This window comes from Carboxylicivirga sp. (assembly GCF_982718395.1).
Window position 1 is genome coordinate 14,239 of record NZ_CEXQWX010000054.1, and the last position, 21,801, is coordinate 36,039.

Sequence of the window (21,801 nt, forward strand, 5' to 3'; positions counted from 1 at the left end):
AAGAAATAATTATAGTCTGAAACGTGACGTTTAGATACGAAGAGGCTGTCCTCTTATTTTTAGCTATTCATTTAAACAGGAATAAATCACATAATCATCGAAATCTATTTTATTTCGATGTTCAGGTTTCTTATGATGTACAAGATAGTGCTCCAGTGCAATTTCGAATTCTTTGCTTGCTAACTTTTCAATATTAATTGTGTCAACATACTCATAGATGCCTCCAAAAAAATCATCAACCAACACTCCCTCCTTTTTCAGCGAATCACCAATAAAGCTTTGTGATTTAAAATATAAACTTTTGTTCTCTGTAACAGCCTTCGGTTTTATAGTATAATCATAGTAATCATTGAAAACCCGATGCTCGAAGGCTATAAGTAAATGTATATATAGCGAATCATTCTTAACGACCGGATAACCATCTCTCATCTTAAAGATCGAACCTTTTTCTATTTTATGAAGCGGATAACACCCACTCATACCCGATAAAAACGAATACAGGAAACACAAAGTAATAATTATTGTTATTCGATTTGTTTTTATCATACAAAAGTTGAGCAGGTTGAATAATTATTTTACCGGACTATCCGGCTCTTTAGCCATATGGTTATAGCTAAGCTTATCTAACAACTTTGGCAACCATTTACTTAAGAATACAGTCAGCTTACCTTCTACAAATGTTAAAACCAAAGTGCGCTTACGTTTTATGATGGCCTTGGCCAAATGAATGGCTACTTCTTCGGCGCTCATCATCTTTTCTTCTTTACGAGGAGTCTCACCCTGATTGCTGCCGTCCGCAGTTAAAGCTGCTTTACGCACGTTGGAAGCGGTGAAACCGGGCGCAGCAATTAAAACATGCAAGCCCTTCTTCAAATTTTCAACACGGATGGTTTCTAAAAAGCCATGCATCGCAAATTTAGAAGCCGAATATCCTGTACGGCCAGGCAAGCCAATAAATCCGGCAATGGACGATACACCAACCACCGATCCTTTATTTTCTAATAGAGATGGTAAAGCATACTTTGTGCAATAAACAGTTCCCCAGAAATTAACATCCATCAGTTGTTTAAGCACACTTAATTCAACATCCTGAAAAGCGGCCCGCATCGAAATACCTGCATTATTCATTAAGATATCGATTCGCCCAAAAGCTCTCAGGGTCTCACTGATCAAGTGTTTACAATCATCCTCAATGCTTACATCTGTTTTTACTGAAATAACCTCAGTACCATTAGTTTTAAGTTCATGCTCAATCTCTACCAACTTTTCGGCACTACGAGCAGCTAAAGCTAACTTGGCGCCCCTTTGTGCAAATTCACGCGCGCATGCCAATCCAATTCCCGATGAAGCACCTGTTATAATGATTACCTTATTTTGCATATTCGATAAATTAAAGCGTGAAAATAGCTATTTATCGGTGATATAAAAATAAACAGAGGTCAGTAGATAGTTACCCTATTTTAAATAAACCATAGTATTATATGATCCTCAAGCCGGATCGGGCTTTTACTTTTTGTCATTGCCACAAAAAGATAAACAAAAAGGTCTAGTCAAAAAGAAGCTTCATCCCACAAGCCATCGCCGGCCCGCCTTTTTGACTGGCCAACGCACTAAAACTGATCAGTACAGGCCATTTTACTATAGGTATTTAACTACTGACCTCTAAAAATAAATTGACGTACCTGGCTATTGGTGATAACCATATGTGCTAATACCAAAAACCGCACATAAGGATCGCATTTGGTATAAGAGGGGAATTGAGGAACTGGGGAATTGGGGAGTTAATTAAAAAACCTTTTCCAAAGTTTTAAACTTTGGAAAAGGTTGAGACTTATAAAACGGGATGCCAAAGGCTTAACACTTGCAACATTGAAGCCCATAAATTGCATCCCGGAATCCTAATTATGAGCGAACTACGACACCAAGTTTTTCGAGATATTGAGCCTCGGCGTCCTGGAAGATCAGGCGTGCCAAACGTACCATCTCTGAAACACGTTCATCCAGTTCATCGAGCTTGGCATTGCGCTCTTTGGTGGACACTTGTGCATCACCGCTTTCCTGTTCGCGTTTCTGGCGTAAATTATCCAGCGACAGGAGTTCATTCTGATCGGCAGTAATAGACTCAGTCGTATAACCAAACGGGATCAACTTGGTTAAGATAGCCTCGTTGGCTAATAACACTGAATAGAATTGACGACCCGTTTTCATTAAATCGCTGTACTTACTGATTTTGTTGTTGTACAGTCCAAGATCAATGGCTTCCGGCGAATCGGCATCGTACCAGAATTTGAGAAACTGAGCAATCTTAGTCTTCTTTCTGCGGGCCGAATCCTGAGTTGCACTAAAAACGTCGCTGGCCTTTCGCCATTCGGCATGTTCCGATTCATTTTTAGCAATCAGATCACTGGCTTCGTTGAATAAAGCTTTATTGGCAAGGTGACGTTCTTCATCAATGCCGAACGGTTCGAAACGCGAACGGATGGTTTCATCCTCATGCGAGTTCCAAATAACCAAACGATAGTATTCCATACGATCGTTTATTCCTTTATTATATCCCATATTTTTGAGGGTTTAATGATTAACAATTATGAAGATATGTAATGCTTTTAAAAGATCAAATAGTAAGCAAACATTTTTTTATTGATACCAAGAAAAAAACTAATGATCGCATCAGATGCCATCATCTAAAAATTACCTATACAAATATGCATAAGAAGAAAAAACACTACTACACCACTAACACCCTATTATTAAGCCAATAGAAGCATCAAATTATCGCAAACACACTTCACAAACAAACTTAAACAAGGCTCTCCCCCTCTTGATCATTATTAATAAATAATGATTTTCCCTACTCCTAACAAACAAAAGAATGAAAAACACCACTTAGATGATACTTCTATTAATTTACATAGCAATTGACGAAAAAACATAATTGCTCATTGCCATTTATATACCATTCTTCCTAAAAGTGGCGTTGCTCTGAGCTATTTATATGTTGCTCAACATAAAAGTGGCATCGCTCCGAGTCATTTATATGTTGCTCAGCATAAAAGTGAGGTTGCTCAGCATAAAAGTGAGGTTGCTCAGCATAAAAGTGGGGTTGCTCTGTAAGTTTATGGTAGTGCCTGGTCTGCCCTCTATTGCAAATATTTTGATTAAACTCCAGAAACTTTTGTTAAACATTATTTGCGCACCTCAACAAAACTTCTAATTTCGCATACACTAATCGGAAATAATTACCAAGGCTAAATGCATAGCAATATATAGCTGTTTTGGTTAATGGTTTAAGTTGCCCTACCAAGTGAAGCGTGGATTGGATATAAGGGGGTGGTACAGCAAATTTTTTTATAATAATGAAAAAAAAGTAATCAGTCATGCAATACATATTAGAATATACAACAAACATAATAGTACCATTATACATGCCATATAGGTATGTATTATTGCATTAAACTTTTTCTATATTTGAAATAACATGCATTGCATGATAAAAACAAGTTATCTACAATAAGATCAAATGTTAGACTTTTACAAAATATCAGATGATACACCAAAACCTGATTGGCCTGAAAAGATCGGAATGGTAAGGATTGACGGTTTAGAATTGAGTGACTTTGAGGATCTAAAGAAGAGAAATCTAATATCTGAAAAATTCGATTTCTGGTCGGATTTTAGGTTAAGCAAGGATTCAACTTTGGGCTTGTACGATTTGATTTTAGCCACGTATCCTGAAGTGAGAGAAGGCGAACTAAAAATAAAAGCAGTCAGCAAACTATTCAAAATTGTTTCTAGTGCCACAAAAGACAACTTTGGACTGATAGCTTATTGTGATTAATGAATTATGGCTTTACCGAAAAAGAAATCAAGAATAATCAATATTGATAACACTCAATACAGATGGTTAGTAGGGCCAAATGATGGGTATAATGCGTTCGTTGCAGAAAAAGAGAATGTTAAAGGTCAGAAAATTGAAGTTTACTTTGATACAGATATTAATGACTATTGGGTTGAGTTTCCAAATGTCGAGGGTTTGAATTTAAAAATAGTGAAACCTAAAGATGCGGAATTGATAATTAGGCAAGCACTTGAAGATGGATGGACCCCTGAAAAGAAAGGAAGCCCAATTGTATTCGATTTGAAAAACGATAAGATAATTAAAAGAGAAAAAAGTAGATAACACTGTATATGAAGTCATAGCCGCCTATCGACAGGCCACGCTTCATATACTAATCGTTAGGCATTATTAAACCAAGTAAAACAAAATATAAATGGACAACAAATACAACACATTTTCAGGCCGATTCTGGGCTGGCTTTTTCGATGGAATTATATTACTTCCATTTGTACTATTCGATTTCATATTTTTAAAGCCAGACAAAAGCCTATTTATCGTGATTCCTTGGTTACTAATTAGCTATACAATGTATTTTGCATATAGCATTCTACTTCATTGGAAATATGGCCAAACTGTCGGTAAGCGAATAATGAAAGTTAGTGTTGTTGATGTGTCAGAGGAAAAGGGACTAAGTTTATTACAAGCATTATTACGTGACAGTATACCTTTATTTATTCAAATATTGGTACTAATAAAATTAGTTATCGTGACAATTAAGATTGGACACTACAGTGAAATCGATATTGCTCATGAATCAGTGATGTTGAGTTATGTCAGTCTAGCTTGGTTTATCATTGAAGTAGTAACAATGTTAACTAACAAAAAAAGACGAGCTTTACATGATTTCATTGCCAAAACAGTGGTGATAAATAACAATGCCTAACAAACCGCAATAAAGCATAGCAGGCGGCAGGCCGTTAGCCATTATGAAAAAACACACATTCGTATGACAATAAAGAAACTTCTAAAATTCGAACGAAATATCGAGATTGATTGTCCATTGAATTCCAATGAATTTGTGACAGCATTTAAGCGAAAGTACGTTAACACAAAAAAATCTGAATTTAAAGGTGAAATAGAAAGAACAACATTCAAGTTATGGCTTGACAGAGATTGGTTTAGAGTAACGGACTTCTCTGAACTAAATGGAAAGATTTACAAAAATGATAGTCAAGTTATTATTAATGGGAAAGTAGAACTATCAGACAGCATGACTACAATGATATTGATTAGTTTAATTGTCCTTCCAATTATAGCTATTTATCAATTTATTACATCAGGCTTTGACTTAGAATTGTTGGGTAGTTTTTTATTAATCTTTGTTGGTTTTATAGCAATGACCAACTTCCAGATTTATAGAGAAAAAAGAAATTATATTGAAGAATTTGAAAATCTATTTAGGGAAAATCAAAAGAAGAAAAAAATCACAATGGCTAACACGCCGCCATAGCGCATAGCAGAGCCGGTGGGGTTTTGGTCGGGCAGATTCCCGCATCGATAGTCTCGTCCTCTCGGACGGACAATCTCAACGCAAATCTGCTACAGCGCCATGCGGCCAACCGTTGGTGTGCATACAGAATGCCCAGATGGAAACTATTAACAACGAAGTATCAATAATTAAGCTAAATCGACTAGTAATGAAAAGAACTCTGATATTCCTTATTATAGGATTTATTCAATTTAACTTATTGGCTCAGACATCTTATACTTCAAGAAAAGGTTCAAAATTCTTTCCTGGACATCTTGACATTGTTATTACAGTTGATAGTGAGAATTTAAGATATGAGTTGTTTAATCATTGGTATTCTCAAGCATATGCAGAATTGAGACAAATGACAATTTCATTAGACAGTCTTGAATCATTTAATCTTAATAATGACACAATTGGAATTGAGTTACTGAACGAGAAAATCAAACTTGTTGACAAAAAATACGGACTCAACAGAAAAGTTAAACATCGAAGATTATGTGCCCATCCTGAAAAAATGAGGAAAATATCATTTGCCTACGAAATCTCACGAAAATATGAATACATAAGACATTTTGAATTATATGAACGTGAAGACTTTAAGCTCCCTGAAGAGGAATTTGAAAATTTAGTAAAGAAAAACCTAAAAGAAAAGATAAAAGAACGACACGCTTCATAGCCGAGCCGTAGCCAATAATGTGACGGACAAAGAATACATGTAATTATCATTGGTAAATGATAAATTCTATATTTAACATAGCAACCTTAATAAAACTATAATAATGACAAAGCTTTTTACACTATTTTCTTTTTTCTTGATTCACTGTAATCTATTTGCACAACAACAATGGATTAGTATTACTGCCACACATGAAGTTGTTGATGTTAAAGAAGAGGGTGAATATCTTTGGCTGGCAACAGATGGGGGTGTGATTAGACTTAATAAAGCAACCGGTGAACAAGAACTCTTCACAAGCACCAATTCAGGCCTGGGTGATAATCGTGTTCAATCTATTGCCATCGAAGAAAATGGAAAAAAATGGTTTGCAACATTGAATGGAGTTACTTCTTATGACGATTCAAACTGGACTGTTTACATAAATGAGCTTCCTGATAATATTGTTAGGTCAGTAGCAATAGACAACCAGGGCAATAAATGGTTTGGGACACAAAATAGCGGGTGCGCAATGTTTGATGATTCACAATGGGTTAGATATAATAACCAAAATTTGGGACATCCAACTAATATTACAGACATTGTGGTAGATAGTGACAATACAATATGGTTTGCAACCTTTGGCAGAGGTATTACAAAACTTGACAATAATCAATGGACTACATATAATTCCTCAAACACAGCATTACCCTCTGATTATGTTTTTGATCTAATCGTAAATATAGATAAAAGCATATGGTTTAATTTAAACACCGGTGTTTACAAAATTGATCAGGGTATTGTATCCATGGTTTCATCAGATACACCGAAATGTCTTGCCATTGACCAGACTGGCACCAAGTGGTTTGGGCTTAGAAGCGGAAGCATCTGTAAATATGATGACAATGGGAGGAATATTTATCCATATATTCCGGAACTATCTGGAAAAGAGGTTGAAACAATAGAAGTTGTTAATAACGGGGATTTTTGGATTGGCACCAATGATGGCATTGTGTATTTTGACCAATCGACTTCACAGCATTATAAAACAGCAACATCAGGGTTACCGGATGCACTGGTTTATGATATTCACATAGATAACAATGGATACAAATGGTTTGGTACAAATCATGGAGCTGCCAGGTTTGACGGTTCAGATTGGATAAATTTTACCGGAAAAAATTCAGACTTTTACCTAACGCAGGTGTTATCAATAACATCCGACCTCGATGGAAATGTATGGCTTGCAACTAATAGTGGCCTTGGTAAGTTTGATGGCCAGAACATGAGTATGTTAGATCACACCAATTCACCATTGCCTTTTGCAATAATTAGAGATGTAGATGTAGACCCTACAAACGGAGATATCTGGATAACTTCCAGAGAAGGTGTTTTAAGATTTGATGGAACAAACTGGACTACTTTTAATACTGATAACTCCCAATTACCATCAAATAATGTCGGTAGCGTTGAAATTGATTCCGATGGTGTAAAATGGTTTGGAACCGGAGGAAGTGGTATTGCAAAATTTGATAATTCAGATTGGGAGATTTTAAACACGGCTAATTCAGGTGTCAATATTGATAATATCAATGCTATTTCAATTGACAAGAACCAGACTAAGTGGATATATACCAATATGGAAGTTATAGAATTCGATGATATATCATGGAATATACATTCACACCTTGGATTTGGCTGGAGAGGTGAAATGCATCCAGGAAATGAAAATGATAAGTGGTTTACAGGGAGTAATGGAATGACAAAATTCACAGGTACTTATTACGAACATTATACAATGGAAAATTCCGGCCTACCTGCAAGTTGGTGTCGTTCTTTTGCCATAGATGAGAAGGGTAATAAATGGATTGGTACAACAGGGGGTGTCGGCATTTACAATGAAAATGGAGTTGATATTTCTTCAACACCAACCTCCCTTAATGAAATGCCTGCTTTTTCAGTGGAAAAAGTTGAAATATCACCTAACCCAGTAGTAAGTTCTTTTAATATTAGGTTTAATTTTTTGCCGGAGCAAAGCAAAATAAAAGACCTTAATGTATATATTTATGATACATACAGCAATGTGAAAAAACAAGTAAGCCTGCCCTACTCAGATCAAATAACTCTCAATGTTGCTGATTTAAATAGCGGAATTTACTTTTTAAAGATCAGGTATGGAAATAACCTTGGACAGGTTAAGTTTATTAAATTGTAGAAAATATTGGATTTCAGGCATCAGGTAATACTGGTGCCTTTCATTTGTCTTAATTGAGAATTAAAAAAATAAGAATGCAACAGCAAATTGTGTTTATCTAAAAAAATGAATCGAAAAATCAAATAACAAAGAGGATGAGATGCAAATTTTGTTGACTAAGAAGTGTTATCACCTCAAAATAGATTTTCATAGCAATTGCACATTTCGATTCTTATTCATTTCAAAATTGTTTGGATTAACTGTCATATAGGAGTCAGCTGAACGAATGTAATATGTTTATTAACCCTAATAATGAGTATCAAAGTAAATTCAGACAAATACATATAATTTCTTAGGACATGTATGAAAAAAGAATATAGTTATCAACGAGACAAATTTTACAAATTATCTAACTTATTGCAGAATAAGTATAAGAAAAGTAATGTCGAACAATTAAAATCAACTCATTTGATTTATTATTCGGACTTAATTTTAGCACATGAGTTTAAATCAGAAATGCCATTAAGATTTCGATTTAACATGCGCTTAGAATTATTGAAAGAAGAAAACTGTACTAAGTTGAAAATATATGTTGACACCTATAAATTATACGTATTTATTTCAGTAATATTTCTAATTACAACATCTGTTTCTTTTCTAATTGATCCTTTAATTATTGTTGGAATTTTGTTGTTGTTACCAATTATCACCTTAGGTGTTCATTCTAGACTTAATGATGAGATAGATTTCGTTGAGAAAAAGTTATTAAGACAAGTTTAGTAGGTTAATAGAAGTTTTTAATTAATAATTATTCAGAATAAAGCACAGGCTACAACATGCCGCACATAATGCATAGCAGGGGTCCGGCTCGTTTGGGTTGGGCAGATTCCCGCCTCGATAGTCTCGTCCTCTCGGACGGACAATCTCAACGCAAATCTGCTACAGCGCCATGCAGCCAAACCATTGGCTGTAATTTGCATTAACCATGAATATAAAATGAAATTAAGGAATGAATAAAGTACTTACCATATTAGCAGTCTTAATTTGTATTGTAAGTTCACATACAAAAGCTTGTGACTGTGGCTATTTGGGAGGTTTTGTTTATTCAAATCAGGCAACAGACATTGTGGTTTACGGGAAGGTCATTGAATATGATTCAATTGGAACTCATGGTTTGCCTATGAATCCACATTCAATGAAATTTTTAATCATTGAAAAGCTGCGAGGTATTGAGCTCAATGACACAATAGTAGTTTGGGGAGACAATGGGAATGAATGTAGACCATATATTGACCATTTTAAACCAAATACTGAGTGGATTTTAGCGTTGGATAGACTAGATTATCTAGGAAGCAATAATTATGAAGTATCCATTTGCGGAGAGTTCTATGTCCCTGTAAAGGAAGGAAAAGTACGTGGTCAAATATTTGGATGGCGCTACAATAAAGAAAAAGAGAAATATTATAATTATGACTTTATCAAAAAACTTGTATTAAATCCCGTAGATTACCCATTACAAAGACCTTCGAAAAGATTAATAGAAAGTAGAGATGGAATTGAATATGTATCTAACTGTGATTTTCTACCCCAAAATTCTCTTGATTTTAAAGCTATAAATGAAATTGTTAACGAAAGTCTAATACTTCCAGAATATTTTATGAGTATTGGGGATTCGTATTTAATAAATGCAAGGGTAATTATTGATATTAACGGAGAATTCTATTTCAACGGCACCTATGGTAATTACTATAAGCCTTCAATAGAACAGACAATGATTGAGAATCAATTAGATAAGATATTAAGAAGCATAGGTAAGTGGGAATGTGGACTGGAGGCTGGAAAACCAGTAACAGCCGAGTTAATTATTCCAATATTATTAAGAAAATAAAACTACAGCTAACACGCTGCCATAGCGCATTTCGGGATTCGCAATGTTTTGGTCAGGCCATAGCTTCGGTGAACACCGCCAAATCTTTGATTTGGCTTTTGAAAGGAAAAGATAAAAACAATTCAGAGATTTGGCTCAGTGCAACTTAATAGGTAAGAGCTTCGAAATCACTTACGTTTCTTATTGCCGAACGTTGGCATTCATTGGGAGGAGATGAAATGCATATTGATAAAAAATAAGTGATAATATTTTAGAGACTTGCAGCTAAAAATTTTGACGATATTAATTTAGACATGAATATTTAAACTATAAAATCGACATTATGAATACCAAATTAATCTTTTTCATCCTTTTACATGGGATACTTTTTTCATGCGTTTCGATGGAACAAGACTGTAACGAAGACGGAAGCTTAGATGATATAAAAAAATATATGCCCGAAAACGAATATTTTAAAGCAGACTTTAAGAACTTGCATTTTGTGTTGGAAACACACTCTATAAGCGATGTAGACACTATGTTCCGGAAACTAATCAATGCCTATAATTTGCCGGTTTTGCCACAGTATGCTGCGAATGGCACTTATATTGGAGAGTCACCCTACGATGCATATGATTACAAGCATATGGTAGAACTTTCCATTGTGGATCAAAAAATTACATCAGTAAAATATAACGAGATACATAAGAATGGCGACGATAAAAAATCGGATAAGAAATACAACGAGCAAATGAGTAAATCAGGTACATCCCCTGCCATTGCATATCCTGATATGGAAAAACAACTTTTAGAAAAACAGGAAATGTGGGAGGTAGATGCCATTTCGGGCGCTACTTACTCTTTATACCGCTTTAGATATGCTGTTACACTTGCGTTGATAAAAGCAGAAATGGCTGCGGGTAAAAAAAATAAATAGCTATATGTCTTATAGTACACGTATTTTTTGTGTGGACATGTCTTGTGAAGAGCTTTGTAATTACCTACACCACAATATGTGAATACGTCGTGCGGTGTAGGTAGTTGACTTTTTATAGTTTAGTTATAAACAACGAAATGCCAACAATGTATAAAAAAATAAGCAAGGGACTAGTAAAATCAAATGTTGCAGCCCGCTTCAAAATTATATCGGTTTGATAAACTTGAAGCCCGCAATTGCTTACTTTGCATATACGAATCATTGCATACCATTTGAATATCTGCTCATTATGAGAAAATTATTAACACTTAATATGTATAAAATTGAACTGGAGAATAAAACCATTTAGACTCAGCTGGTTTTATTTTACAACTCATCACCCTAATCCGACAACTCGTCATCATTATTTTTTAAGGCTTGTTTGTTTGCAGCAAATTTGAATCGTCAATCAACTATAAACGAATTGAACGATGCAAATCAAACTAACCACCATTATCCTGATATTACTGATACATGGTCTGAGTGTACACGCACAAAGAACTATCAGTGGAAGAGTAACAGCCAAAGACAACAGTCCTTTGGTTGGTGTCAATATAACTATAAAAAACTCCTACGATGGAACCATCAGTGATACCGATGGTCATTTTGAATTGAAAGCCGATAATTCGCAAACCCTGATCGTGAGCTATATTGGCTATAAAGCGGAAGAAATTGCTGTTGATCAAATCAAAGATAACATTCAGGTAATCCTGAAAGAAAGTGTTACCAGTCTCAATGCTGTAACCATTACAGCCGGAACCTTTAGCGCCGGTGATAAAAAACGTGCTACCGTATTGGAGCCGCTCGATATCTACACTACTGCCGGTTCGCTGGGCGACATCAATGGCGCTTTAAAGACTTTGCCGGGTGTTCAAACAGCTTCTGATGACGGACGTTTGTTAGTGAGAGGTGGAGAAGCTGCAGAAACGAAAGTTCATGTAGATGGTTTACTGGCTGCCAAACCTTATTACTCTAAGGTACCCGATTTACCTACACGCGGACGCTTTGCTCCCAGCCTGTTTAGCGGAACGGTTTTCAGTACGGGTGGCTATTCGGCTGAATATGGTCAGGCGCTTTCATCCATATTGATATTAGAATCGAATGATATTGCTATTGAAGAATTGACAAGCATCTCATTAATGTCAGTCGGTACAGAAGCATCCAAAACCTGGTGTAAGCCAAATCGATCCACTTCTTTGGGAATGAGCTATACCAACCTCGCTCCATATTTTAACATGGCTAACAATCGTCTGGATTGGGTGAAGCCGGTTGAGGCAGTCAATCTGAACCTGATGCATCGGCAGAAAAACGATCAGGGTGCACTATTTAAGCTCTTCTCGACCTTTGATTATGGTGTTCAGGAATTTAACACTCAGATTGGTGATTATACCACTAATATCGATACTGAAGGAGGAACCGGTTATATTAATATGAGTTATACTGTTCCTGTATTCAATAACAGTTGCTTAAAAGCCGGACTGGCAACTACCATGGATCAAAATCGTCAACTGGCCGGTCCAAATCGAACTCTGGACAAGGAACTAAATATCGAAGCACGCCTGGCCATTAATCAGCCTATATTTAATGCCATTGAGTTAAACTATGGCCTGTCGGATGCTTTTACCCTCTACGATCAAAAATATAAACACCTGACCGAACCCTTACTTTTTGATGCTAATGTTAATGACCATATCATTGGTGCATTTATTGAGCCCGAAATCCGATTATCAGCAAAACTTGCAATTCGTCCGGGACTGCGCTATGAGCACTCTACATACCTGCAGGCTTCAAGTCTCTCACCGCGCTTTTCAATGGCCTACAAAACGGGCAAAAACAGTCATATGACGGCTGCCTGGGGCCACTACTTCCAAAACCCTGTAAACGATTACCTGAAGTTTACTTCTGAATTACAATTCGAAAAAGCTATTCACTACCTTATTGGATACCAGACAGGATCAATTAAAAACCGACTATTCAGAATTGAAGCCTATTACAAAGATTATCAGCAACTGATTCGTTATAACACTGACTTTAACTATCTGTTGAGCGATATTAATAATGATGGCAGTGGTTATGCTAAAGGAATTGACGTCTTTTTCAGAGATCGCGAAACATTCAAATATACTGACTATTGGTTGTCTTATTCGTACATCGACACGGAGCGTGACTATAAATTTTATCCCACCGCTGCTACTCCATCTTTTATCTCAGAACACACCTTTTCTGCTGTTGGCAAGTACTTTTTAGGTGCCATTAATACACAGATCGGAGCCACCTGGCTGGTAGCATCGGGACGGTCGTATCACCAAGCCGGTGACACTTCCTTCATGAGTCGAAAGGCACCCGTTTATAATGATTTGAGTGTAAACTTTAGTTACCTGACAACTTTAGGTGATCATGAGACCATTGTTCATTTTTCTTTTTCAAACCTTCTTGGACGCGATCACCTGGTGGGATATCGAAACATACCTTCCCCAGCCAATAACGGTGAGTTTGTGCAGATGCCTATTCTGCCTGATATCAAGCAGTTTTTATTCCTGGGCATATTTATATCACTTAAAAATTAATTTCTAACATAAATTATATGACTATGAAAACTTTATTTTTCCTTTTCACTTTAGTGATCATGACTTCGGCTTACGCCAGCGATTACGAAGCAGTTATGAAACAGAACATTGATAAACTTTACAAATCGATCAATGTAGAAGAGATAAACCAACTGGCAGCTAGTTTTAAACGCATCGCCAATGTTGAGAAAGACAAATGGCTGCCGACGTACTATGTAGCTTATGCCTATACTCGCACAACACACTTTATGAAAGATGCCGACTCCATTGATCATCAATTGGATATGGCACAAGCTGAACTGGATGTATTACTAAAAACCAAGTCTGATGAATCGGAAGTACATACATTGCAGGCATTAATCTACTCGGTACGTATTACCAGTCCAATACGTGGGTACAAATACTCAAGCTTATCCAATGAGGCATTGGCTAAAGCCGAACAACTTAATGCTTCTAATCCTCGTATTTACTATTGCCGTGCCAATAATGTATACCATACACCAAAGATATTTGGAGGAGGTAAAACAAAAGCTAAACCACTTTACGAAAAGGCTGCTGAACTATTTGCTAGTGTCAAAAATGACAATCCGCTTTGGCCTGATTGGGGAGCTAATCACAACAAAAAAATGCTTGACAAGTGTATTGCTGTAAAATAGCAGCATCCATATTAATCCCTATCTTTAGTTCATCAAATGCAGATTCATGAGCATCTATAGCAATCCAAATAAGCAAAAACACAGTTCCAGAAAAAAACTGATCATCTTTCTTTGGTTTGGTTTATCATCAATCCTGATCGGGCTGATATTTATGGGGTTTTCATGCCCATCCTGCCTTTTAAATACTAAATTACTGGTTCACAATGCTGGTTACAGTTTACTATTAGGCTATAGCTTATTTAGCTTCGGATTTGTCTTTGGATGGCTCGAGTATAAATATGTGGCATGGATTACAGAACCGGTTAAAAGCCTTTTAATTGTTTTAGTGTCCTCAACAATATACTGCACCATAGCCATTCTATCGGTTAACTGGTTTTGGCATATTATTATAAGGGGCATAGCAATTGAAAAATTCTGGGAGTTCTTTGGTAATATGATGTTAATTGAGTTTGGTATCTTCTACCTAATTGCCATGTGGTTCTATGCCCGGTCTTTTTTCATTGCCTGGCGCAGAGAAGTTGAAAACCGTGAGCAGTTGAAACGTCAGGCTTTACAATTGCAGTATGAATCACTAAAAACGCAAGTTAATCCACATTTCCTTTTTAACAGCCTGAATGCTTTAACTTCACTGATTGAGTTGGATGTGGAATCGGCCAAAAAATTCACCAATGAACTTTCATGTTTTTACAGAGATTTACTTCAATTAAAGAACAAAGAACTTATACCAATTGAAGAGGAATTAAGTATTGTCAGGCGATACATATACCTTCAAAAAATTCGCTTTGGCGATAACTTCTTATACGAAATAACTGAGGTGGAAAAGACTGATGCCATGTTAATTCCGCTATCTGTTCAAATGTTGGTAGAAAATATTTTTAAACACAATATGATTTCGAGCACCAAAAAAGTAAAACTAAGTATCAGTTTAAATGGACAATACCTTATTATTTCAAATACTTATTACCCTAAGAAGAATAGTTCTGACTCAGGAATGGGTTTGAAAAACCTAAATGAGCGTATTAAGTATCTAACGAATAAAGAGCTTAAAATTACACAGGATACGAATACTTTTACAATTCATTTACCATTAATCTATATTGATAATGCGGATATTAATCGTTGAAGACGAACACCTGGCAGTAAAACGCTTATCGCAGATGATTACCGGGCTCTATCCTGATTCAGACATCTGTGGTATATGCGATAGCGTGGATTCAACGGTTGATTGGTTGAAACATCACCCGCACCCTGACTTTGCCTTTTTTGACATTCAACTCGGAGATGGATTAAGCTTTGAAATATTTGAACAATTAAATATAAATTTCCCGATCATTTTCACTACGGCCTACGACCAATATGCTCTAAAAGCCTTCAAAGTAAATAGCCTCGATTATTTGCTTAAACCCATTGAAGAGCCTGAGCTTCGTTTTGCAATAGATAAATTTCAGAAGCAGAAAAAGAGTGACTTAAGCCTTGTTAAAGATGCAATAATACATGCGCAACAATTACTTGAACAACAAAACTATAAAACACGCTTTTTGATCAAGGTTGGTGAACACTTGAGGATGATTGATACCAACAATATCAGTTTTTTCTATAGTGAAGATAAATCAATCTACTTAAGGACTTTACAAGGCAATTGCTATGCTTTAGACCAAAGTCTTGACCAATATGAAATCCAGCTTGATCCATCGAAATTTCATCGTATCAGTCGGAAATTTATTGTTAGCAGTGCCGCTATCAGCGACATAATAAGTTATAGTAATTCACGACTAAAGTTGAAATTGACCGGAATGGATAACAGTGATGAAATTGTGGTAAGCCGCGAACGGGTTAAAGTATTCAAATCCTGGTTAGAGAATGGAGCTCAATAAAAACAGGAAGGGGAACAAGCTGCTCCCCTTTTAACCCTTAAAAAACTAACCCTAAAAACAAGTGGAAAACCAACTTGTTTGCTTTAAATATCTTTGTGATTACTTATCTTATTCTGAAACAAATATAGTTATTTGTTTTATAAAAGATAAAAAAGTCGTGTATTTATTTCAGACTTATTTGACGATACCATTCAAACAGGCAAACCGATGCTGCATGTGAAACATTCATTGACTTGATGGCTCCCGGCATTGGAATATAAATGGCACTCTCACATTTATCAAGAAAACCCTGGGAAACACCATATTTCTCATTACCCAAAACAAGAGCCATTCTGGCAGGAAGCTCTGTTTCATAAATGTTTTTAGCACCTTCCACAGTTTCCAAAGCAACTAATTCATATCCATCATCAATTGAAAGGTTATCAGCAGTTTGCCAGCTGACCTTAACATGCCCAATGGCCGCACCAGCTGTTTTCTTCACCTTACTTTGTCTGCAATCTTCGCTGCCAACTACAATCACTTGCGATGCATTTACATTGGCAGCTAGTCTGATTATACTCCCGATATTTTCAGGAGTTGAGAAGTTATCTGTGATGATGATCACATCATTACCTTCAGGCAATTTACCTGTGTTTGATTCGTCGAAGAAATATTTTGAATGTGTTTCAGGCATACTACTTAACACGCTTAAGGCCCATCTCCTCACCTTTCTTTAACATCAAAGCAAAGGCCTCTTCATAATTGTTTGCAATTTCCCCATCAAGAATAGCTTCCTTTATAATCGCTTTCAGATCACCGATCTCTTTACAAGGGCTTAAGCCAAAGGTTTCCATTATTACCTCACCTGTAACAGGAGGCTGAAAATTGCGAATATGATCTTTTTCCTCAATCTCCTTTAGCTTTTTACGAACCACTTTAAAGTTTCGCATGTAGCGTTTCACCTTTGCTTCATTCTTTGAGGTGATATCGGCTTCACATAGCGTCATCAAATCATCAATATCATCACCTGCTTCAAATAGTAAACGACGCACAGCTGAATCACTTACTACATCCTCGCTCAATACAATTGGACGCATATGCAAACCAACCATCTTCTGAACGTATTTCATCTTTTCATTCAAAGGCAATTTCATACGTCCAAAAATTTTAGGAATCATCTTCATTCCAATGAAATTGTGATTATGGAAAGTCCAACCCAGCTTTTTATCATAGCGCTTGGTGCGTGGTTTGGCAATATCATGCAATATAGCCGACCAACGTAGCCATAAATTGTCCGTATTGGGTACAATACGATCCAGAACTTCCAGTGTATGGTAGAAATTATCCTTATGTGCACGGCCGTCTACTTTATCAACTCCTTTCATCGCCTGAAATTCAGGGAAAATAATTGCCAATAATCCGGTCCATTCCAACAGCTTAAATCCAATTGAAGGCCTATCGGCCATCACAATTTTATTCAATTCATCAGCAATACGCTCACCCGACACTATTTCAATGCGCTCTTTTTGTGCCTTTATTCCTTCAAATGTTTTTTCTTCGATTCTAAAATTCAATTGTGTGGCAAAACGAATGGCTCGCATCATGCGCAAAGGATCATCCGAAAAGGTAATATCCGGATCAAGAGGAGTGCGTATAATACCGTTCTCCATATCAATCATCCCATTAAAAGGATCGACCAATTCGCCATAGTTCTCTTTATTCAGGCTTAAGGCCAATGCATTGATGGTAAAATCGCGCCGGTTCTGATCATCTTCCAATGTACCATCTTCAACTATTGGTTTTCGGGAATTTCGCTGGTATGACTCCTTACGGGCCCCTACAAACTCAACCTCCAGATCACGGTAGCGTAACATGGCCGTTCCAAAATTCTTAAAAACCGTCAGGCGCAATCCTCCCAGTTTCTTCGCCACCTGCTCAGCCAATTCGATCCCACTGCCCAATACAACCACATCAATATCTTTTGACGGACGATTCAGGTATAAATCGCGAACGAAACCTCCAATTACAAAGGCTGGCCGCTTCATTTCTTTACTAATATCCCTTATAGTGTGAAAAACAGGGTGATTAAGACTTTTCTTCACCCGCTTTTGTGCTTCTTCTCTCATATTGCTGACAAAATTACAATAATAATATGGCATTTTGACCAATTATGGCAGATATCAATTTTGGCATCATTGTTGAAATATCGACACATGTATATTTCTAGATATTTAGAAATAATTATTATCTTTGCAGTATTCACAATTAAATAAAAAATCATGGTACAACACTTGACCAACAAAACGTTTAAAGAAAAAGTTTTTAACTATACCGACAGTAAAGAGTGGAAATTTGAGGGCGATAAACCTGCTGTTATTGATTTTTACGCCGACTGGTGTGGGCCTTGTAAAGTGGTTGCCCCCCTTTTGGATGAATTAGCAGCCGAATTCGATGGTAAAATAGATATTTACAAAGTAGATACAGAAGCAGAACGCGAACTGGCTGGTGCTTTTGGAATCCAAAGTATTCCATCAATATTATTCATTCCACAGAATGGACAACCACAAATGGCGCAGGGAGCTCTGCCAAAAGACACATTTATTAAGGCATTTAAAGATGTTTTAAAAGTGGAAAAATAAACAACAGTCTGATTGTGTATTGATCGAAGAGCTGTTAATACCCTGTTAAAACAGTAATTTGGACAAACTAAACAGACAATAACAGAGTTTAACCTTAAGAAGAATTTTAGATATGAAGAAGTTATTATTTACACTTATTAGTGGAGCATTATTAATATCAGCAGCGGGATTTCGGTTAGCATCAGCACCTGATGAAGACAAAGCAAAAGGTGAAAACTCTGTTATCTATTTAGATGCTGATAGTTTTAAGGAAAAGGTGTTTAACTACGAAACCAGCACCGAATGGAATTATCAAGGTCAAGTACCTGCAATTCTTGATTTTTATGCGGATTGGTGCGGACCTTGTAAAATGCTATCTCCTGTTTTGGACAAAATCCAAAAAGAGTATGACGGCAAAGTGCAGATTTATAAAATTGATACCGACAAACAAAAAGAATTAGCAGCTACATTTGGAATCAGAAGCTTACCAACTATTGTATTTGTGCCACTTGAAGGCGAACCTCAGGCAGCAATGGGCTACCGATCAAAAAACGATTTAGAAACTATGATTACCGAAATATTGAAAGTTGAAAAGTAACTTTTAGATTTAGATTAGAATTTGAAAGCCGAAGATTTTTTCTTCGGCTTTTTCTTGTTTAGAAGTTTTATTTTCGATTACCTTTGAGCCGTTAATTATTCGGGGTGCCTTAAATGACAGGCTGAGATTACACCCATTGAACCTGATGCAGGTAATGCTGTCGCAGGGATATGAATGACTCTCTTTCAGGCTTCCCGTTAATATTCGCAGACAATGAACATTATTATTAATGGGCAAGCAACAGAATTGCCTGACACTTCATCAATTGTCGATGTGCTTCAGCATATCGGTCAAAATCAAAAAGGCGGTATTGCCGTTGCTCTAAACGACATGGTAGTGCCCAAAGGCCAATGGCCTAAAGCCCAAATTTCTGACGGAGATAAAATTCTGATTATACAAGCCAGCCAGGGAGGCTAATTCATATCCACATTACAATGACACAAAAGAAAATATCACAGGAACAGCTAACAACTGGCCCTTTTCCTAATTCAAAAAAGATTTACGAAAAAGGTTCAATTCACGATATTCAAGTTGCTCATCGCATGATTGAGCTAAGCGAAACCAAAACAAGTGAAGGGGATATTATTAAAAATCCTCCCATTACCGTATATGACACGAGTGGTCCGTATACCGATCCTAATTATCTAGTTGATCTGGAAAAAGGATTACCTAAAATACGGGAGCAATGGATTAAAGAACGTGGTGATGTTGAGGAATTAACTCAATTGAGCTCTGAATATGGGCAAATGAGATTGGCAGATACTGGTCTTGATCATTTACGATTCGACCATGTAAGCTCCAATCCTTTAAAGGCTAAAGATGGTAAGTTCGCAACACAATATTTCTATGCCTGCCAGGGAATTATTACTCCTGAGATGGAATATGTTGCCATTCGTGAGAATCAACAAATTCAGCAGGTACGTGAGAAGTATCGTCAACACAGAGGCCAGTGCTTTGGCGCTCAAATACCAGAGAAAGAAGTAACACCTGAATTTGTGCGTGATGAAATTGCCGCCGGCCGGGCTATTCTACCTGCTAACATCAACCACCCGGAGTCGGAACCAATGATTATTGGTCGTAACTTCTTAGTGAAAATCAATGCCAACATTGGTAATTCTCCAACTACCTCATCCATTGAAGAGGAAGTTGAGAAGGCAGTATGGGCGGTTCGTTGGGGTGCTGATACTATTATGGATTTATCAACAGGCAATAACATACACGAAACCCGCGAATGGATTGTGCGTAATTCACCGGTACCGGTAGGAACAGTTCCTTTGTACCAGGCTTTGGAAAAAGTGGATGGCGATGTAGAGAAATTATCCTGGGAGATTTATCGGGATACACTGATTGAGCAAGCTGAACAAGGCGTTGATTACTTTACCATTCATGCCGGTTTGTTATGGAAGCATATACCGTCCACAATTCACCGTGTTACAGGAATTGTGTCGCGTGGTGGTTCCATTATGGCTAAATGGATGCTATATCATCACAAAGAGAACTTCCTGTACACCCATTTTGATGAGATCTGTGACATATTGGCAGCTTATGATGTTGGTGTATCATTGGGTGATGGCCTGCGTCCCGGTTCAATTGCCGATGCAAATGATCGTGCCCAGTTTGGTGAATTAGAAGCTTTAGGCGAGTTGACTCGGATTGCCCGCGATAAATATGTACAGGTAATTATTGAAGGTCCTGGTCACGTACCAATGCAAGGTATCAAAGAGAATATGGATTTACAGTTGGAGCATTGTAAAGAAGCTCCATTCTATACTTTAGGTCCACTAACAACAGATATTGCCCCGGGCTACGACCACATTACATCAGCTATCGGTGGAGCTATGATTGCCTGGCATGGTACTGCTATGTTATGCTACGTAACTCCTAAAGAGCACCTTGGCCTGCCAGATAAGCACGATGTTAAAACGGGTGTGATTACTTATAAGCTTGCTGCGCATGCTGCTGATGTGGCGAAAGGATTTCCGGGAGCACAGTTCAGGGATTTTGCCATGAGTAAAGCACGCTTTGAATTTCGTTGGAAGGACCAATTCTCTTTGGCTCTCGATCCGGAAACGGCTATGCAATACCATGATAAAACCCTTCCGGATGAAGGCTACAAATCATCTCATTTCTGCTCAATGTGTGGCGAGAAGTTCTGCTCAATGAAAAGTACTATGGAAGTGAGGGACTTAGCTAAGAAGTTGGAGGATAAAAAAGAATTATTCAAAGAATCGGGCGGAGAGTTATATATGTAGAGAATAACAGTTATTTTTGTGCGAGATTAAAACTAGACTTTATGAAGCCAATTGTAATTTGTTACCCAACGAAACTTGACAAAGAAATAGAAGCCATCAATGCCTTATTTGATGCTGGTCTGGAGGTACTGCACGTCCGTAAACCAGCCTATAGTGAGGCAGAGATGACTGCTTTTATTGATTCTAGATCGGAAGAGCA

Annotated in this window: 22 protein-coding genes and 1 riboswitch; of the genes, 17 read left to right on the forward strand and 5 right to left on the reverse strand. The window is 37.0% G+C overall.

The features are described 5' to 3' along the window. Nucleotides 1-63: 63 nt before the first annotated feature. From AC4MRQ_RS11810 to AC4MRQ_RS11820, 3 genes are all read right to left on the reverse strand, one after another. Nucleotides 64-546 carry a hypothetical protein gene (locus AC4MRQ_RS11810; protein ID WP_491197878.1) on the reverse strand — a complete coding sequence of 161 codons (483 nt, stop codon included), beginning with the start codon at nt 544-546 and terminating at the stop codon, nt 64-66. A gap of 24 nt (nt 547-570) precedes the next feature. After that, nucleotides 571-1,380 (reverse strand): SDR family oxidoreductase, encoded by an 810-nt coding sequence (locus AC4MRQ_RS11815; protein ID WP_491197879.1) that lies wholly within the window; start codon nt 1,378-1,380, stop codon nt 571-573. 522 nt (nt 1,381-1,902) lie between these two features. Next, nucleotides 1,903-2,559, reverse strand: a complete 657-nt coding sequence (locus AC4MRQ_RS11820) for a PQLLE family protein (RefSeq protein WP_491197880.1) — start codon at nt 2,557-2,559, stop codon at nt 1,903-1,905. A gap of 961 nt (nt 2,560-3,520) precedes the next feature. Between AC4MRQ_RS11820 and AC4MRQ_RS11825 the strand changes: the two genes are divergently transcribed. The 13 genes from AC4MRQ_RS11825 to AC4MRQ_RS11885 all read left to right on the forward strand — a co-directional run bounded on the left by AC4MRQ_RS11825 (nt 3,521) and on the right by AC4MRQ_RS11885 (nt 16,155). Continuing rightward, nucleotides 3,521-3,838, forward strand: coding sequence for a hypothetical protein (locus tag AC4MRQ_RS11825; protein WP_491197881.1), 318 nt, complete (start codon nt 3,521-3,523; stop codon nt 3,836-3,838). Between the two features lie 6 nt (nt 3,839-3,844). Next, the gene (locus tag AC4MRQ_RS11830) at nt 3,845-4,180 is read left to right on the forward strand and encodes a hypothetical protein (RefSeq protein WP_491197882.1); all 336 of its coding nucleotides are present in this window, start codon (nt 3,845-3,847) and stop codon (nt 4,178-4,180) included. Between the two features lie 91 nt (nt 4,181-4,271). Continuing rightward, nucleotides 4,272-4,781 carry an RDD family protein gene (locus tag AC4MRQ_RS11835; RefSeq protein ID WP_491197883.1) on the forward strand — a complete coding sequence of 170 codons (510 nt, stop codon included), beginning with the start codon at nt 4,272-4,274 and terminating at the stop codon, nt 4,779-4,781. A gap of 63 nt (nt 4,782-4,844) precedes the next feature. Continuing rightward, the gene (locus AC4MRQ_RS11840) at nt 4,845-5,348 is read left to right on the forward strand and encodes a hypothetical protein (protein ID WP_491197884.1); all 504 of its coding nucleotides are present in this window, start codon (nt 4,845-4,847) and stop codon (nt 5,346-5,348) included. Nucleotides 5,349-5,535: 187 nt separating this feature from the next. Next, on the forward strand, nt 5,536-6,045 hold the full coding sequence (locus AC4MRQ_RS11845) for a hypothetical protein (protein ID WP_491197885.1): 510 nt from the start codon (nt 5,536-5,538) through the stop codon (nt 6,043-6,045). Nucleotides 6,046-6,148: 103 nt separating this feature from the next. Further along, nucleotides 6,149-8,236, forward strand: coding sequence for a two-component regulator propeller domain-containing protein (locus AC4MRQ_RS11850; RefSeq protein ID WP_491197886.1), 2,088 nt, complete (start codon nt 6,149-6,151; stop codon nt 8,234-8,236). Between the two features lie 342 nt (nt 8,237-8,578). Continuing rightward, a complete protein-coding gene (locus tag AC4MRQ_RS11855; RefSeq protein ID WP_491197887.1) occupies nt 8,579-8,995 on the forward strand; it encodes a hypothetical protein in 417 nt (138 codons plus the stop codon). Between the two features lie 229 nt (nt 8,996-9,224). Next, nucleotides 9,225-10,103, forward strand: a complete 879-nt coding sequence (locus AC4MRQ_RS11860; RefSeq protein ID WP_491197888.1) for a hypothetical protein — start codon at nt 9,225-9,227, stop codon at nt 10,101-10,103. Nucleotides 10,104-10,425: 322 nt separating this feature from the next. Next, complete coding sequence (locus AC4MRQ_RS11865; RefSeq protein WP_491197889.1) at nt 10,426-11,019, forward strand: FMN-binding protein; 594 nt, start codon at nt 10,426-10,428, stop codon at nt 11,017-11,019. A gap of 470 nt (nt 11,020-11,489) precedes the next feature. Further along, nucleotides 11,490-13,625, forward strand: coding sequence for a TonB-dependent receptor plug domain-containing protein (locus tag AC4MRQ_RS11870; protein ID WP_491197890.1), 2,136 nt, complete (start codon nt 11,490-11,492; stop codon nt 13,623-13,625). A gap of 23 nt (nt 13,626-13,648) precedes the next feature. Beyond that, a complete protein-coding gene (locus tag AC4MRQ_RS11875; RefSeq protein ID WP_491197891.1) occupies nt 13,649-14,281 on the forward strand; it encodes a hypothetical protein in 633 nt (210 codons plus the stop codon). Nucleotides 14,282-14,327: 46 nt separating this feature from the next. Beyond that, entirely contained in the window at nt 14,328-15,404 is a 1,077-nt protein-coding gene (locus AC4MRQ_RS11880) for a sensor histidine kinase (RefSeq protein ID WP_491197892.1), read from the forward strand. Further along, a complete protein-coding gene (locus AC4MRQ_RS11885) occupies nt 15,385-16,155 on the forward strand; it encodes a LytR/AlgR family response regulator transcription factor (protein WP_491197893.1) in 771 nt (256 codons plus the stop codon). Before AC4MRQ_RS11880 ends, AC4MRQ_RS11885 begins: the two co-directional genes overlap by 20 nt. 163 nt (nt 16,156-16,318) lie before the next feature. Here AC4MRQ_RS11885 and AC4MRQ_RS11890 read toward each other — a convergent pair whose 3' ends face one another. Then, on the reverse strand, nt 16,319-16,828 hold the full coding sequence (locus tag AC4MRQ_RS11890) for a TrmH family RNA methyltransferase (RefSeq protein WP_491197894.1): 510 nt from the start codon (nt 16,826-16,828) through the stop codon (nt 16,319-16,321). 1 nt (nt 16,829) lies between these two features. Further along, on the reverse strand, nt 16,830-18,260 hold the full coding sequence (locus AC4MRQ_RS11895; protein ID WP_491197895.1) for a CCA tRNA nucleotidyltransferase: 1,431 nt from the start codon (nt 18,258-18,260) through the stop codon (nt 16,830-16,832). Nucleotides 18,261-18,413: 153 nt separating this feature from the next. Between AC4MRQ_RS11895 and trxA (AC4MRQ_RS11900) the strand changes: the two genes are divergently transcribed. The 4 genes from trxA (AC4MRQ_RS11900) (at nt 18,414) to thiC (ending at nt 21,602) form a co-directional block, all read left to right on the forward strand. Beyond that, a complete protein-coding gene (gene trxA, locus AC4MRQ_RS11900; protein WP_491197896.1) occupies nt 18,414-18,773 on the forward strand; it encodes a thioredoxin in 360 nt (119 codons plus the stop codon). A 112-nt stretch (nt 18,774-18,885) separates the two neighbouring features. Further along, complete coding sequence (gene trxA / locus AC4MRQ_RS11905; protein WP_491197897.1) at nt 18,886-19,350, forward strand: thioredoxin; 465 nt, start codon at nt 18,886-18,888, stop codon at nt 19,348-19,350. Nucleotides 19,351-19,440: 90 nt separating this feature from the next. Beyond that, nucleotides 19,441-19,536: riboswitch (TPP riboswitch) on the forward strand. 27 nt (nt 19,537-19,563) lie between these two features. Further along, entirely contained in the window at nt 19,564-19,767 is a 204-nt protein-coding gene (gene thiS, locus AC4MRQ_RS11910) for a sulfur carrier protein ThiS (protein ID WP_491197898.1), read from the forward strand. A 17-nt stretch (nt 19,768-19,784) separates the two neighbouring features. Beyond that, nucleotides 19,785-21,602 (forward strand): phosphomethylpyrimidine synthase ThiC, encoded by a 1,818-nt coding sequence (gene thiC / locus AC4MRQ_RS11915; RefSeq protein ID WP_491197899.1) that lies wholly within the window; start codon nt 19,785-19,787, stop codon nt 21,600-21,602. Nucleotides 21,603-21,801: the final 199 nt, after the last annotated feature.

Excerpts from the sequence above, each read along its gene's own strand:
- AC4MRQ_RS11850 (WP_491197886.1), top strand. The coding sequence starts at position 6,149 with ATGACAAAGCTTTTTACACTATTTTCTTTTTTCTTGATTCACTGTAAT.
- AC4MRQ_RS11890 (WP_491197894.1), bottom strand. The coding sequence starts at position 16,828 with ATGCCTGAAACACATTCAAAATATTTCTTCGACGAATCAAACACAGGT.
- AC4MRQ_RS11895 (WP_491197895.1), bottom strand. The coding sequence starts at position 18,260 with ATGAGAGAAGAAGCACAAAAGCGGGTGAAGAAAAGTCTTAATCACCCT.
- AC4MRQ_RS11815 (WP_491197879.1), bottom strand. The coding sequence starts at position 1,380 with ATGCAAAATAAGGTAATCATTATAACAGGTGCTTCATCGGGAATTGGA.
- thiS (WP_491197898.1), top strand. The coding sequence starts at position 19,564 with ATGAACATTATTATTAATGGGCAAGCAACAGAATTGCCTGACACTTCA.
- trxA (WP_491197896.1), top strand. The coding sequence starts at position 18,414 with ATGGTACAACACTTGACCAACAAAACGTTTAAAGAAAAAGTTTTTAAC.
- AC4MRQ_RS11840 (WP_491197884.1), top strand. The coding sequence starts at position 4,845 with ATGACAATAAAGAAACTTCTAAAATTCGAACGAAATATCGAGATTGAT.
- AC4MRQ_RS11855 (WP_491197887.1), top strand. The coding sequence starts at position 8,579 with ATGAAAAAAGAATATAGTTATCAACGAGACAAATTTTACAAATTATCT.
- AC4MRQ_RS11880 (WP_491197892.1), top strand. The coding sequence starts at position 14,328 with ATGAGCATCTATAGCAATCCAAATAAGCAAAAACACAGTTCCAGAAAA.
- AC4MRQ_RS11830 (WP_491197882.1), top strand. The coding sequence starts at position 3,845 with ATGGCTTTACCGAAAAAGAAATCAAGAATAATCAATATTGATAACACT.
- trxA (WP_491197897.1), top strand. The coding sequence starts at position 18,886 with ATGAAGAAGTTATTATTTACACTTATTAGTGGAGCATTATTAATATCA.
- AC4MRQ_RS11845 (WP_491197885.1), top strand. The coding sequence starts at position 5,536 with ATGAAAAGAACTCTGATATTCCTTATTATAGGATTTATTCAATTTAAC.
- thiC (WP_491197899.1), top strand. The coding sequence starts at position 19,785 with ATGACACAAAAGAAAATATCACAGGAACAGCTAACAACTGGCCCTTTT.
- AC4MRQ_RS11825 (WP_491197881.1), top strand. The coding sequence starts at position 3,521 with ATGTTAGACTTTTACAAAATATCAGATGATACACCAAAACCTGATTGG.
- AC4MRQ_RS11870 (WP_491197890.1), top strand. The coding sequence starts at position 11,490 with ATGCAAATCAAACTAACCACCATTATCCTGATATTACTGATACATGGT.
- AC4MRQ_RS11810 (WP_491197878.1), bottom strand. The coding sequence starts at position 546 with ATGATAAAAACAAATCGAATAACAATAATTATTACTTTGTGTTTCCTG.
- AC4MRQ_RS11860 (WP_491197888.1), top strand. The coding sequence starts at position 9,225 with ATGAATAAAGTACTTACCATATTAGCAGTCTTAATTTGTATTGTAAGT.
- AC4MRQ_RS11820 (WP_491197880.1), bottom strand. The coding sequence starts at position 2,559 with ATGGGATATAATAAAGGAATAAACGATCGTATGGAATACTATCGTTTG.
- AC4MRQ_RS11875 (WP_491197891.1), top strand. The coding sequence starts at position 13,649 with ATGAAAACTTTATTTTTCCTTTTCACTTTAGTGATCATGACTTCGGCT.
- AC4MRQ_RS11835 (WP_491197883.1), top strand. The coding sequence starts at position 4,272 with ATGGACAACAAATACAACACATTTTCAGGCCGATTCTGGGCTGGCTTT.
- AC4MRQ_RS11885 (WP_491197893.1), top strand. The coding sequence starts at position 15,385 with ATGCGGATATTAATCGTTGAAGACGAACACCTGGCAGTAAAACGCTTA.
- AC4MRQ_RS11865 (WP_491197889.1), top strand. The coding sequence starts at position 10,426 with ATGAATACCAAATTAATCTTTTTCATCCTTTTACATGGGATACTTTTT.